At 70.0% G+C, this 13,110-nt stretch carries 13 protein-coding genes; 5 read left to right on the top strand and 8 right to left on the bottom strand.

Annotated elements, in window-relative coordinates; all coding sequences use genetic code 11:
- Nucleotides 1-76: 76 nt before the first annotated feature.
- Nucleotides 77-406 (top strand): hypothetical protein, encoded by a 330-nt coding sequence (locus G4D86_RS34940; RefSeq protein ID WP_163998452.1) that lies wholly within the window; start codon nucleotides 77-79, stop codon nucleotides 404-406.
- Between the two features lie 14 nt (nucleotides 407-420).
- Here the strand turns inward: G4D86_RS34940 and G4D86_RS34935 are convergent, their stop codons facing one another.
- Together G4D86_RS34935 and G4D86_RS34930 are read right to left on the bottom strand one after the other, a co-directional pair.
- On the bottom strand, nucleotides 421-1,032 hold the full coding sequence (locus G4D86_RS34935) for a TetR/AcrR family transcriptional regulator (protein WP_163998451.1): 612 nt from the start codon (nucleotides 1,030-1,032) through the stop codon (nucleotides 421-423).
- Nucleotides 1,033-1,044: 12 nt separating this feature from the next.
- The gene (locus tag G4D86_RS34930; protein WP_163998450.1) at nucleotides 1,045-1,560 is read right to left on the bottom strand and encodes a PaaI family thioesterase; all 516 of its coding nucleotides are present in this window, start codon (nucleotides 1,558-1,560) and stop codon (nucleotides 1,045-1,047) included.
- Between the two features lie 192 nt (nucleotides 1,561-1,752).
- Here G4D86_RS34930 and fabF point away from each other — a divergent pair, with 192 nt between their 5' ends.
- The 3 genes from fabF (at nucleotide 1,753) to G4D86_RS34915 (ending at nucleotide 5,885) form a co-directional block, all read left to right on the top strand.
- The gene (fabF, locus tag G4D86_RS34925; RefSeq protein ID WP_163998449.1) at nucleotides 1,753-2,997 is read left to right on the top strand and encodes a beta-ketoacyl-ACP synthase II; all 1,245 of its coding nucleotides are present in this window, start codon (nucleotides 1,753-1,755) and stop codon (nucleotides 2,995-2,997) included.
- A 340-nt stretch (nucleotides 2,998-3,337) separates the two neighbouring features.
- A complete protein-coding gene (locus tag G4D86_RS34920) occupies nucleotides 3,338-5,002 on the top strand; it encodes a helix-turn-helix domain-containing protein (protein ID WP_163998448.1) in 1,665 nt (554 codons plus the stop codon).
- A 7-nt stretch (nucleotides 5,003-5,009) separates the two neighbouring features.
- Nucleotides 5,010-5,885 carry a tetratricopeptide repeat protein gene (locus G4D86_RS34915; protein WP_163998447.1) on the top strand — a complete coding sequence of 292 codons (876 nt, stop codon included), beginning with the start codon at nucleotides 5,010-5,012 and terminating at the stop codon, nucleotides 5,883-5,885.
- Nucleotides 5,886-5,930: 45 nt separating this feature from the next.
- Here G4D86_RS34915 and G4D86_RS53220 read toward each other — a convergent pair whose 3' ends face one another.
- From G4D86_RS53220 to G4D86_RS34900, 3 genes are all read right to left on the bottom strand, one after another.
- Nucleotides 5,931-6,416 carry a hypothetical protein gene (locus tag G4D86_RS53220; protein WP_240360631.1) on the bottom strand — a complete coding sequence of 162 codons (486 nt, stop codon included), beginning with the start codon at nucleotides 6,414-6,416 and terminating at the stop codon, nucleotides 5,931-5,933.
- Nucleotides 6,413-7,195, bottom strand: coding sequence for a sulfite exporter TauE/SafE family protein (locus tag G4D86_RS34905; protein ID WP_163998446.1), 783 nt, complete (start codon nucleotides 7,193-7,195; stop codon nucleotides 6,413-6,415). The genes G4D86_RS53220 and G4D86_RS34905 overlap by 4 nt, the downstream gene beginning before the upstream one ends.
- 125 nt (nucleotides 7,196-7,320) lie before the next feature.
- Nucleotides 7,321-8,214 carry a hypothetical protein gene (locus G4D86_RS34900; protein WP_163998445.1) on the bottom strand — a complete coding sequence of 298 codons (894 nt, stop codon included), beginning with the start codon at nucleotides 8,212-8,214 and terminating at the stop codon, nucleotides 7,321-7,323.
- A gap of 136 nt (nucleotides 8,215-8,350) precedes the next feature.
- On the opposite strand from G4D86_RS34900, the gene G4D86_RS34895 reads away from it, so the two are divergent.
- Nucleotides 8,351-9,964, top strand: a complete 1,614-nt coding sequence (locus G4D86_RS34895; protein ID WP_163998444.1) for a leucyl aminopeptidase — start codon at nucleotides 8,351-8,353, stop codon at nucleotides 9,962-9,964.
- Between the two features lie 58 nt (nucleotides 9,965-10,022).
- Here the strand turns inward: G4D86_RS34895 and G4D86_RS34890 are convergent, their stop codons facing one another.
- From G4D86_RS34890 to G4D86_RS34880, 3 genes are read right to left on the bottom strand one after another with little or no spacing between them, the layout of a single operon-like run.
- On the bottom strand, nucleotides 10,023-10,667 hold the full coding sequence (locus tag G4D86_RS34890) for a hypothetical protein (RefSeq protein ID WP_163998443.1): 645 nt from the start codon (nucleotides 10,665-10,667) through the stop codon (nucleotides 10,023-10,025).
- Nucleotides 10,668-10,723: 56 nt separating this feature from the next.
- A complete protein-coding gene (locus G4D86_RS34885) occupies nucleotides 10,724-11,959 on the bottom strand; it encodes a DUF4388 domain-containing protein (protein ID WP_163998442.1) in 1,236 nt (411 codons plus the stop codon).
- A gap of 28 nt (nucleotides 11,960-11,987) precedes the next feature.
- Nucleotides 11,988-13,085 carry a thioredoxin domain-containing protein gene (locus G4D86_RS34880; protein WP_163998441.1) on the bottom strand — a complete coding sequence of 366 codons (1,098 nt, stop codon included), beginning with the start codon at nucleotides 13,083-13,085 and terminating at the stop codon, nucleotides 11,988-11,990.
- Nucleotides 13,086-13,110 lie beyond the last annotated feature (25 nt).

Genomic DNA, 13,110 nt, shown 5'->3' with positions numbered 1-13,110 from the left:
CCCCCGCCAGTCCCCGGACACTCTTCACCAGTCGTGGGTGGCTCACGCAAGCGGCGTCGCTCTAGAGTCGCGCGCCATGCCCGTCACCATCCGAACGCCCGATGGCGAGATGTCCTACCAGGGACTGGACGAGGTCCGTCAGGCGCTGACGACAGGCCTCGTGGACCCCACGGACCAGATTCGCCTCTCCGAGACGGAGCCCTGGCGGCCCGTGAGCGAGGTCGCCGGCTCTCGCCCGCGGTGGCGCTGGAAGGAGCACTTCCACTGGTACATCCTCGCCGTCGTGCTGGTGGGCATGCACCTGACGGGCTTCGGCCTGATCTGGCTGCTGGTGGCCGTGGGCGCGCACGCGCTGTGGCGGAACACGATGCGCCGGGGCCCGCGCGGCGGCCTCCGGTGGTGGTGAGCACCACCCGAGGCTCAGTGTGACTTCTTCCCCGCGGACGGAGCCGTCCCCTTCCCGTCCGCGAGCAGGAACTCCCGCGCCGCCTCCAGGATTTCATCCGACAGCGGCAGGCCCTTCGTCGCCCGGGCCAACGTCATCGCGCCGATGACGAATGTCACCGTCGCCAGCGCCCGCTTCCGCGCGGTGACGCCGTCCTCGCCCGGCACGTGCGCGGCCATCTCCTTCGCCAGCCCGTCGATTCCCTCGGCAAAGACCTCGCGCGCCTCGGGCGTGCCCCGCGCCAGGTCCGACAGGATGGACGGCATCACACAGCCCGTCTCCATGTTGTCGCGGATGTGCCGGTTGAGGTACCGGCGCACGAAGTGGCTCAGCCACTCCGAGCCTCGCAGCTCCTCCAGCCCGCCCAGCCACCGCTCGCCGTTGCGCTGGAAGAACGCGCGGACGGACTCCGCGAGGAGGGAGTCCTTCGACGTGAAGTGGGCATAGAAGCCACCCACCGTCAGCCCCGCCGCGCGCATGACGCGCTCCACGCTGGCACCCTCGAAGCCCTGCTTGCGGAAGAGGTTCTCCGCCGCCGCCAGGATGCGCTCGCGCGTGGCCTGCTTGTGCTCCGGTCCGTACCGCATCGCTCGAGTCTCCTACTCGCGGCCTCCGGCGCCGGGGGGCCGGAACAGCATGCACGTGGTGGTGCCGTGGGCATAAAGCTTCCCCGAGGCATCCGTCAGCTTCGCCTGCGCCGTGGCCACCCGCCCGCCCACGTGGACCACCTCGCCCGTACACGTCAGCCGCCCCGTGTCATGGCCGATGGCGCGCACCAGATTCACATGCAGCTCCAGCGTCGTGTACCCGGAGCCCGCCGGCAATGTGGAGTGCACCGCGCACGCCAGCGCCGAGTCCAGCACCGTGGCCGCCAGCCCGCCGTGCACCGTACCGATGGGGTTGTAGTGATACTCCGCCGGCTCCACCGCGAACACCGCCCGCCCCTCCGAGACCTCCACCGGCGCGAAGCCCATCAGCTCCGCGATGGGAGCCCCGGGCACCTCGCCCCGGATGATGGCGCGCAGGTACTCCAGCCCGGACAGCGTCTTCGCCGCCGCCACGCCCTCTCGCGGATCCCTCCACGTCACCGTCCGGGTCCGGCTCCCATCACTCATCGGCACTACCTCGCAAGTGAAATGATGCCCGTCATCCCATGTGACCACTAGGCGGACAGGCCCATCAAACAAGTCCTTGCCACATGGCATGATGCACATAATACAAAGACCTACGGAGCGCACGCGGGAAGCGGGGGGCCGGGCGTCCGGCCTGTTCATCGCTTCCCCCCAGGCGTGCGGGGAGAGCAAGTCATGCAGAAGCGGCGAGTCGCGGTGACGGGGCTGGGGCTCATCAGCCCCTGTGGCACGGGCGTGGAGAAGAGCTGGGAGGCCCTGGTGAATGGGCGGAGCGGCGTGGGGCCCATCACCCTCTTCGACGCGAGCCGGCTCGACAGCCGCATCGCCGGCGAGGTGAAGGACTTCGAGCCCGAGGACTACATCGAGCGGCGCGAGGTGCGGCGGATGGACCGCTTCGCGCAGTTCGCGGTGGTGGCGGCGGACATGGCCCTGGCGGACTCGGGGCTGAAAATCACCCCGGAGAACGCCGAGCGCGTGGCCGCCATCATCGGCTCTGGCATCGGAGGCCTCTCCAGCCTGGAGGAGACCTACCGCAAGGCGCTGGAGAAGGGGCCGGACCGCATCAGCCCGTTCTTCATCCTCCAGATGCTCATCAACCTGGCGCCCGGCTACGTCACCATGCGCCACGGAATCAAGGGCCCCTCCTGGTCCACCAATTCCGCCTGCTCCACCAGCGCCCACGCCATCGGCGAGGCGATGCGCGGCATCCAACGCGGCGAGTTCGACGCGGCGGTGGCCGGCGGCTCCGAGGCCCCCATCTCCCTGCTGGGTGTGGGCGGCTTCGCGGCGATGAAGGCCCTGTCCAGGCGCAACGACGCCCCCCAGGAAGCCAGCCGCCCGTTCGACGTGGACCGCGACGGCTTCGTGATTGCCGAGGGCGCCGGCATGGTGGTGCTCGAGGAGTGGGAGCAGGCCCGGGCGCGGGGCGCGCGCATCTACGCGGAGCTGTCCGGCTATGGCGCCAGCTCCGACGCCCACCACGTCACCTCGCCCGCCCCCGAGCACGAGGGCGCCCAGCGCAGCATGCGCGCCGCCATCAAGGACGCGGGCCTGGCACCCGCGGACATCGGCTACGTCAACGCGCACGGCACGTCGACGGACATCGGCGACGTGCTGGAGATGCAGGGCATTGCCCGCGTCTTCGGCGACGCCGCGCGCACGCTCGCCGTGTCCTCCACCAAGTCCATGACGGGCCACATGAACGGCGCGGCCGGCGCCGCCGAGGCCGTCATCAGCGTGCTCGCCCTCACCCGCGGCGTGCTCCCGCCCACCATCAACCTGCGGAACAAGGACCCGGGCATCCACCTGGACTGCGTGCCGAATACCGCCCGCGAGGCCCGCGTCGACGCCGTCATGAGCAACTCGTTCGGCTTCGGCGGCACCAATGTGTCGCTCGTGTTCCGGCGCTCGGACGGCTGATCCACCCCGCCCTCGCCAGAACTCTCTTTGTAAACCGTGAAATCCTGTTTACTGACGCGCTACGGGCCCCATGTCGCAGTGCGCCAGTAAACCTTTGACAAGGTGCGGCGAGCGCCTGCTGGAGCCCACACGGCCGTAGCCCGAAAGCACCGCGATTACATGGCCTTACGGCGGCCTCTACAGGCCCTTGGGCCCGGTGGGCAGCTGTTCCGTCGCCCGCCGGACAGGGGTCCCCCCACCCAAAAACGTTCATTGCAAATCGGTAAATCGATTTGCAAAGTGGATCCAGGCCCGAGGAGCGCGAGGTCCGGCGCGATCCAGAAGGGCCACCGATTCGGCCATGAACGACAACGCACTGAACGCCAACGTGGGCCTGAAGCTCCGTGGGCTGCGGCTTGCACGCAACATCAAGCAGGCAGACGCAGCGAAGGACCTGGGGGTCTCCCCCGCGTACCTGAACCTCATCGAGAAGGGGAAGCGGGTGATGCCCTTCCCGCTGCTCTGGAAGGCCCTGCGCTACTTCGACCAGGACCCCGAGCAGTTCATGTCCACGCTGGGCGAGGGCCGCGTGGACGAGGCGCTGGCGAAGCTGCTGGATGAGCCGCTGCTCAAGAGCCTCGACATCGACCCCGAGTCACTCCAGTCGCTGTCCGCCGAGCCGAAGCTGGCCGGCACGGTCGCCGCGCTGTTCAACCTCTACAAGAACACGCGCACGCAGCTGGAAAACGTGCTCGCGCAGCTCAACGTGGAGGAGCGCACCCGGGCACAGGGCGGCGCGCAGAACGGCACGGTGCCGGGCGTCCGCTTCGACTACTCGCCCTTCGACGAGGTCAGCGACTTCCTGGAGAAGCACCGCAACTACTTCCCGGAGCTGGAGGAGCAGGCGGAGGCGCTGCGGCGCGACGTGCGCCTGGAGCGCCAGCTCACCAGCGGCCAGCTCATCCGGCTGCTGGAGGAGCGCTTCGGCTACCGCGTCCTCTTCGACGACCCGGCGCCCAGCGGCTCGTCGGTGGTGCGGCGGTTGGACCCCGAGGAGAAGACACTCACCCTGTCCCCCTTCCTCACCGAGCAGCCGCTGAAGTTCCAGATTGCCGCGTCCATTGGCCTGCTGGTCATGGACCGCGAGAAGCTCTTGGAGCGCATCCTCGTGTCGGGCCGCATGCGCCACGGCGAGACGGCGCGGCTCATCAAGGTCAACCTGGCCAACTACTTCGCCGGCGCGCTGATGCTCCCCTACGGGGACTTCTTCAAGGAAGTGCAGCGCACGCGCTACGACGTGGAGCTGCTCTCCAGCATCTTCGGCTCCACGTACGAGACGGTGGCGCACCGGCTCTGCAACCTGTCGGACCCGAAGCGCCAGGGCATCCCCTTCCACTTCCTGCGCGCGGACATCGCCGGCAACATCTCCAAGCGCTACAGCGGCACCGGCATCCGCTTCGCCACCGGCGGCGGAAGCTGCGCGAAGTGGGCCGTGCACCTGGCCTTCCTCAACCCGTCGCAGATTACGCGGCAGTACTCCATCATGCCGGACGGCACGACGTACTTCTGCTTCGCCAAGGTGCAGCTGGGGCCCATCGAAGGCTCCATCGTGAAGGGCACGGCGTACTCCATCGGCCTGGGCACCCACGCGGAGAACGCGAAGTACCTGGCGTACGGCCTGCCCACCACGGACCTGCGCAAGGACGCGATTCCGTCCGGCATCTCCTGCCGCTTCTGCGAGCGCACGGACTGCAACCAGCGCGCGGCCGCCAGCTACCGCTTCGCCTTCGCCTTCGACGAGTACACGAAGAAGGACTGCTTCTTCTCCCCGCTGCTCGTCCACGAGCAGGCGGACAAGGCCGAGCGCGTGCATCACGCGGCGGACGGCGGCCCGGCCCATGTGAATGGGGCCGGCGTGCTCCCCGCGAATGGCTCGCACGAGGTCCCCGTCAACGGGACTCACATCAGCGAGAAGGACGATTCGTTGGACAAGGCGCCCCGGCGCCGCAAGGGTGGGGACGCCTGAGGTCCGCATGCACCACCCGTCCGACGACTCCCAACGCGCCCACATCCTCGAAGCCATCCAGCAGCAGAAGAACGCGCTGGCCCCGCTGCGCATCACCGGCTCGCCCACCGAGGTGGGCCAGGGGCTGGTGAATCTCGCGGAGCTGCACGGCCTCCTCGAGGACCATGCCGCCAGCCGCGAGTGCTACGAGGAGGCGCTCGGCCTCTTCCAGCAGGCGAAGTACAAGCCCGGCCAGGCGCAGGCGCTGCTCGGCCTGGGCATCGTGAAGGCGAACTTCGAGGATCACCGCGGCGCGATTGAGCGCATCGCCCAGGCGGCCCTGCTCTTCAACGAGGCGAAGGACCGCGAGGGCGAGGCCCTGGCCCGTGCCTGCATCGGCGAGTCCCTGCGCGCGCTGGGCCAGCCGGAGGCCGCCGAGGAGAAGTACCAGGAGGCGCTCATCCTCCTGCGCCAGACGCGCAACCCGGACCGCATCGCGCGGCTGCTGCTCGACATCGGCGACATCCGCATGGAGAAGGGCGAGTACGAGCCCGCCCGCAAGCGCTTCCTGGAGGCCGTGCCGCTCCTGGAGCAGGGCGAGGACCCGGAGGCGCTCGCGCAGGGCCACCTGCTGCTGGGCGAGTCCGAGGGCCTGCTGGGCAACCACGACGGCGCCCGTCCCCACCTCTTGCGCGCGGTGGAGCTCTACGAGGAGCTGCACGACCACGTGTACGAGGCCCGCGCCCGGTGGGACCTCGGCCTGTCCTGCTACTACCTGCAGGACTTCGCCGCGGCCCGCGTCCAGTTCGAGACGGTGCTGCCGCTGTACGAGGAGCAGGGCCGCGCGGACGAGGTCGCCAAGGTCCGCAACGTGCTGGCCCACTTCGCCGCGCGCGGCGTCTAGCGCGCTCCTCCCCTTCCGAGGGGAAGCGCGCCCGGCGCCGTCACGTCAGGCCTGGATGCCGGCACCCACCGCAATCGCCAGCAGGCCCAGCACGCCCGCGGCGATGACGGTGTAGCGCCACTCGCCCTTGAGCCCGAGCAGCGTGCCCGCCACCGCGAGGCGCGCCACCGGCGTCACCAGGAGCAGCGACGCCGCGCCCTTGCGCAAGAGGTCGATGGCGACGTGCACCTCTTCGGAGCGCGGCAGGGCCTCCAGGCCGAGCGACACCACGAACATGCCGCCGCTGAGGACCGCGCCGCCGCGCAGCACCCGTGCAATCCACCGGTCTCCGGCCACCGCCAGGTCCCGACGCCGCGCCCGCGTCACCGGCGTCGTGTCGAACCCGGGGTGGGTGATGGGCTCCGCGTCCACTTCCGGCGCCAGCGATTCCGAACGCGCCGTGTTCACCGTGTTGTGTGCACCGTGCGTGTCCGCCATCACCGCCGCGGACACCACATGCGCGTCCGCACCGGCTGATGCCGGCTCGCTCACTTCACCATGCTCGGCCACAGTCCCGCCCCTCCCTTCCACAACATCTGGCTCGACACCACCAGCAGCACCACCGCGAAGAGCCGCTTGAGCACGGCGGTGGGCATCTTCGGCATCAGCCGGCCGCCGACGTACGCGCCGCAGAGCACCCCCACCACCAGCGGAGACACCAGCGCCAGCTTCAGGTGCCCGTGCAGCGCGTAGGCGGCCACGCTCGCGGCCCCCGTCACGCCCACCATCATGTTGCTGGTGGCGCTGGCGACCTTGAACGGCACCCGCATGCCGTAGCTCATCAGCGGCACCTTCAGCGGGCCGCCGCCCACGCCCAGCAGCGAGGACAGCCCACCCGCGATGAAGGAGCCGGAGATGCCCAACGGGTAGTTCATCGGCGTGTAGTCATCCAGCGTCGCCGGCTCCCGCCGCGGCGAGCGCAGCAGCAGCATCTGCAGCGAGACGTAGAGGGTGAACAGGCCGAACACCACCGCCACCATCGCCGGGGCCACCATGGCCGCCACCACGCCACCCGCGATGGCGCCCATCACCGTGGCCAGCTCCAGCGTCAGTCCCAGCCGGATGTCACTCAGGTGATTGTGCACGTAGCCCGCGGCCGCCGCGCACGAGTTGGCCACCACGCACATGAGGCTGGCCGGCACCGCCTCCTCGAGGGGGATGCCGAAGAACAACACCATCGCCGGGACGAGGACGATGCCTCCCCCAATGCCAAGCATCGCCCCGAGAGAGCCCGCGAGGCCGCCCGCCACCATGAGGAGTAGGACCGTCATTCCTCCACGAGGATAGGAGCGGTCCCCTGGTTCGGACAGCGGCATTCCCCTCTGGGGAAAATGCTCGCCAGGATGCCTGCCCTGCTCGCGAGGAACTGTGTGCTGTCAGCCAGTGCGCATGGACGCTATGCGGCACACGCGCCGAGTGTGCCCTCGGGAAACACCTCGAGGAAACGGGCGCGCGTGCGGGGCGTGAAGGTCCCCCGGGCCATGTAGCCGTGCAGCCTGCGCAACACTCCGCGCGCGGACTCCAGCGCGCCCTCCACCTCGGCGGCGAAGTCGAGCGTGTCGTTGCGGTACAGCTCCTGGAAGGACAGGTGCGCGTACGCCGGCAGCGAGCGCATCCGGCCCATGGGGCTGGAGAGGAAGAGTCCGGAGACGTACAGCCCGCGCACCCAGCCATCCACGTCCGCCTTGGACGGCGCCTGGCCCACGCGCTCCTGCGACGACAGGCGGACAAGCTCGTAGATGCCACGGCCGATGCCGCGCCACGGGAAGCCGGGGCTCTTCACCACCTGACACTTCTCGCGGATGCGCGGCGTGCCCATCAGCTCCACGCCATGCAGCTCGCGCAGGTAGAAGAGTGTCTGCGCCCACTCGATGTCGCGGTGCGTGTTGCGTGCCTGCTCGCCGCGGCGGCGGTGGCGGCTCACCAGCCTGTCCACCACCGGATACAGCCGCCGGTCCAGACACAGGTGCGTGAAGTAGCCCGCCAGCAGCGCGAGCCCCGCCTCGTTGCCCACCAGCGCGCCGGTGGCCACCAGCTCCGCCATCTTCAGGCCGAAGCCCACCGGCGCGCGCTCGTGGTACAGGCGGGCGAAGGGGGGCGGCTCGCGCTCCGGAAGGAAGGCCGACAGCCCTCCGCGCACGCCCTCGCATAGCGGCAGGTCTGGCAGCGCCGCGCCGAAGCGCGCATACGGAAGGTCCTCGGCGAGCGCGCGCACCCAGTCCGCCGGCAGGTCGCCCGGATTGGCGGCCATCCGTTCGATGGCGGTCAGATGCATCAGCAGCGTGGGCATTCCCCACACTGCTATCCAGTGGCTCACGCCATTGCAATGCTCGAATGAAATCGAGCGCTTTGCGCTCGACAGGGTGGGCGTTACAGTCCGCGACCTCCAGCATCCCCCTTCCATCCGTTCAGGAGCTCATCGGCCCATGAATTTCAGCTTCGTCTCCGGCGATGTCACGAAGGCGAGCGGCGAGCTGCTCGTCATTCCCCTCTTCGAGGGCGAGCTGGGAGATGCCGCCCCGTCCTCACTGGCCTCGGCCGACTCCGCCCTGGAGGGACGCCTGCGCGGTGCCGCCACCCAGGAGGGCTTCAAGGCCAAGGCAGAGCAGTCCTTCCTGATGCACACGCACGGCCGCGCCACCGCGGAGCGCGTGCTGCTCCTGGGCCTGGGCAACCGCGCCCGCTTCCAGCCCGAGGTGCTGCGCCTGGCCGCTGGCCGCGCAGTGAAGGCCGCGCAGCGGCTGAAGGTGGGCTCGGTGGCCTTCGTGCTGCCGGCCACCGACGCGGCGGACACCGCCGTGCGCGCGGTGGTGGAGGGCCTGGGGCTGGGCCTCTACCGCTTCGACAAGTACAAGTCCTCCGCCCGCGAGGAGAAGAACCCCGCGAAGGTGACGAAGGTGGCCCTGGTGCTGCCCGACGGCACCGAGAAGTCGAAGGCCCTGGAGGACGCGCTGGCCCTGGCGAAGCGGATTGCGGACGCCACCAACTGGGCGCGAGACCTGGTCAACGAGCCGCCCAACGCGGTGACGCCCACGGTGCTGGCCGAGGCCGCGCGGCAGGCGGCCAAGGAAGGCGGCCTGCAGGTCACCATCGGCGGCCAGCGAGAAATCGAGAAGCTCAACATGGGCATGTTCCTGGGCGTCACCGCCGGGAGCACCGAGGAGCCGCGCCTCATCCACGTCGTCTACACGCCGAAGAACGCGCGTGACGCGAAGCGCCCGCCGCTGGCGCTGGTGGGCAAGGCAATCACCTTCGACTCGGGCGGCCTGTCGCTGAAGCCCACCGAGGGCATGGTGGAGATGAAGACGGACATGGCCGGCTCGGCCGCGGTGCTGGGCGCGATGAAGGTCATCGCCGCGCTCAAGCCGCCCTTCCCCGTGCACGCCTTCATCGGCGCGTGCGAGAACATGCCGTCCGGCAACGCGTACAAGCCCGGTGACATCCTCACCTCGCGCCTGGGCAAGACGGTGGAAATCACCAACACCGACGCGGAAGGCCGGCTGGTGCTGGGCGACATCCTCACCTGGGCCTGCGAGCACAAGCCGTCCGCCGTCATCGACCTGGCCACGCTCACGGGCGCCTGTGTCATCGCGCTGGGCAACTACATCGTCGGCGCCTTCGGCGAGCACGACGGCGCGGTGAACGAGGTGCTCCAGGCCGCGCGCACCGCGGGCGAGGAGATGTGGCGCATGCCGGTGAGCGAGCTGCAGAAGGACGCGCTGCGCTCCGAGGTGGCCGACATGAAGAACTCCGGCGAGCGCTGGGGCGGCTCCATCAACGCCGCGCTCTTCCTCAAGGAGTTCGTCGGCGAGACGCCCTGGGTGCACCTGGACATTGCCGGCCCGTCCAACAGCCCCAAGGAGCGCGGCTACCTGAGCAAGGGCGGCACCGGTGTCGGCGTGCGCACGCTGGTGGAGTGGGTGCGGCTGCGCGCGGAGACGCAGGCGGCCAACCCCGAGGCCTACGCGCTTCCCGCCGCTCCGGCCCCCGCGGCCAAGGCGAAGGGCGGCAAGGGCGCGAAGAAGTCCGCGCGGTCGTAACGCGGCCTTGAAGTCCGGGCGCGCCAGCACGGGCGCCCACGGCTCCGGGCGGTAGCGCTTATCGGCGCGACGCCTGGGTGAGCGGGGCCGCCTGGGTGGCACCGGGCCCGGGCCCCGGGAGCGGACGGACGCCTTCGATGAGGGCGTCCACGCTCTGGGTGACGTCCGCCGCCGACTGCGCCGGCCACGTGGCCAGCATCATCAGCACGCGGCCCGGCCGGCCCTCGCGCACGGCGACGCGGCCCAGCACCGCATCCCCCACCGTGAAGTCGAAGCCCACCGCGTTCTCGGACAGGGGAATGGGCACCGGGTCCGTGGTGGTGAAGCCCGGCTGCTGGCGCAACCCTTCCGTCAGTCGCTCGGCGAACTGCGTGGGAGACGCCACCGCCGGGGCCACCTGCAGCACCACCTGCGCCCCGGAGGTGTTGTGGCGGAGGATGACGGGAATGGAGAGTCCCTCCGGTGTGCGCTCGTTCGTCTCGTCGAGCTGCCAGTCCGCCGTGGGCCGGATGATTTCGAAGCCCAGGTCCTCGTCCACGTAACGCCGGGTGGTGGAGTGGCCGGCATTGCCGGAGCCGCCCACACCCATTACCTGCTCGTGCTTCGCGGCCTCGCCCCGGGAGTCCTTCACCGCCGCGCGAGAGCCTCCGCAGGCCGTGCCCAGCACCAGGAGTCCCCACGCCAGCTTCCGCATCGCGCCCATGTCGCTCGTCCCCCGCCGCAAAGGCCGTGGACGCCAACGTGGGCACGGGGCCCCCCCTAGGCCAGCCCCCCCTGGAGTGTGCGGTAGGTGTTGGACAACCGCTCCGCCACTTCGGGCGGGAGCGCGTTGCGCGCTGAAAAGAGCGCATAGGAGACGATGGCGTCCAGCGCCTCCAGGGTGAGGGCGCGGCCCACGGCCGCCCCGCCACTGGCGAGGTTGGCGCGCAGCCGCGCCACGTCCACCCGCCCGTCCGGGCCCGGCGTCACCCCGGCGAAGGCGTCTTCCAGGCCCGCGGGCGGCGCGTCCAGGAAGCCCTTCAACAAATCCTCGTCCTTGCCCGCGTCGCGCAGCGCGCGGTGAATCAGCGACAGCAGGAGGTTGTAGCGCTCCTCGGCGGACAGCAGCTCCCAGGCCATGCCCTCCACGGAAGGGCCCGGCACCGGTGGCGGCGCGGGAGGACGCACCGCCAGGTGGCCGCCGCGCACGGCCTCGTCCAGCCACGTGTAGAAGGCGTAGGGCCCGCCCTCGTAGATGGTCCGCACCTCGCTCAAGGGGGCGCCCTTGCCCAGGCCCGTGAAGAGGCGCTCCTCGCCGGGCAGCGGGCCCGCCGGCCCGGGCTCCACGCGCATGTCCTCCGGGAAGCGGCGGCGCAGGCGCGACACCTCCTCGGCGCGCTTGATTCCGGTGAGCACCAGCTCGCGCGTGCGCTCGGGCAGCTTCACCACGTCCGCCATGGGCGCGGGGCCTTCCACGAAGAGGAAGCTGCCCTCCACCATCTCGAAGAGGCTGAGCACCACCTCGCGCACCACGTACGTCATGGCGCTGTAGAGGTTGGCCTCGGACACCAGGCCCTCGGACGTGAGCACCTGTCCGATGCGCCGCGACGGCGTCACCCGCGACAGCGCCTGGGTGAGCTGCACCTGCTTCAGCATGCCCAGCCGCACCAGCACCGCGCCCAGCCGCTCCCAGCGCTCCGTGGACGTGGCGAACACCACCTGCCCGTCCCGGAAGGACACCGTGCGGCGCACCGTGCCGTGCTGCACGGCCAGCAGGCCGCTGCGGATGCCGGAGAGGACGTGGGCGAACACCTCCTCGACAGAGAGCGTGCCCAGGCTGCCGGCGAGGAAGCCAGCGAAGCCGGTCGGCTCCTGGAGGAGGACCATCCCCTCGGGCCCATGGAACCAGGCCGCGAGGGGACGGGAGGGGGACAGGCCGGTGGTGAGCGGCCGCTCCAGCTCGAGCGAGGCCTGCTCACCACTGACACGAGGCGTGGCCTTGGGTTTGGAAGCCACCGCCCGTGCCCCCCGACGACGCGCGCGACTACTTCTGCGCGGTCTTCAGCTCCTCGTCGATGATGCTCTTGAACTCCTCGAACGGCTGCGCCCCGGACAGCAGGATGCCGTTGATGAAGAACGCCGGGGTGCCGGACACGCCGACCTTCTTGCCGTCCGCCAGGTCCGCCTGGATGACGGAGGCCTTCTCACCCGAGTCGAGGCACTTGTTGAACTTCGCGGTGTCCAGCTTCAGGTCCGCGGCGTGCTTCTTCAGGTCGTCCACGCCCAGCTTCTGCTGGTTGGCGAAGAGCGTGTCGTGCATCTCCCAGAACTTGCCCTGGTCCCCGGCGCACAGCGCGGCCTCGGCGGCCTTCGGCGCCTCCTTGTGGAACTCCAGCGGGAACTGACGGAACACCAGGCGGACCTTGTCGGGGTACTCCTTCATGACCTGGTCCACGGACGCGTTGGCGCGGCTGCAGAACGGGCACTGGAAGTCGCTGAACTCGACGATGGTGATGGGCGCGCCTTCCTTGGCGCCCTTGGCGGGGCCGGTGGCGGCCACCTGCTTGCGCTCGGCGGGCGGGCGCGGGGGCTCGGGCAGGGTGATCTGCACGTTCGCGTTCTTGCGAAGCTCCGCGAACAGCGCCTGCGCGCGCTCCTGCTTCGGCTGCTGGGTGAGGAAGTCCACGATCTGCGGCTTCATCTGCTCGTAGGTGGACCCGGGCGGCAGCTGGCCCTTGGCGCCGTCGAAGACCTCCTTGATCTTCTCCTCGGGCGGGGCGGGAACCTTGTCGTCGATTTCCGCCTTCAGGAACTGCTCCTGCGTCATGCCCTTCTTCTTCGCCTCGGCGTCGACCAGTTTCTCCGTCACCATGCCCTCGAGGCCGCGCTTGCGCAGCTGGTGCTTCTGCTTCTCGAGGTTGGAGAGGGGCTCGGCGATCTTCTCGTTGAGCTCCTTGTACGTGATCTTCTGCCCGTCGCCGAAGGTCGCGACGACAGCGTCAGGCGCGGGCTCTCCCGCGTTGGCCTGCTGTGCCGTGGCGGCCGGACCCTGAGCGGTGACCGGCGCCTTCTCCTTGTTACAGCCGGCGGTAATGGTGGCCGCCAGGAGAGCGGCGAGGATGACACGGGTGGGCTTGAGCATAAGCTCGCGTCCTAGTCGAGCTAAG

It is taken from the genome of Pyxidicoccus caerfyrddinensis (assembly GCF_010894405.1).
GTDB lineage: Bacteria > Myxococcota > Myxococcia > Myxococcales > Myxococcaceae > Myxococcus > Myxococcus caerfyrddinensis.
The sequence above is the reverse complement of the archived record's forward strand: the minus strand, read 5'-3'. Positions and strand labels throughout refer to the sequence as shown.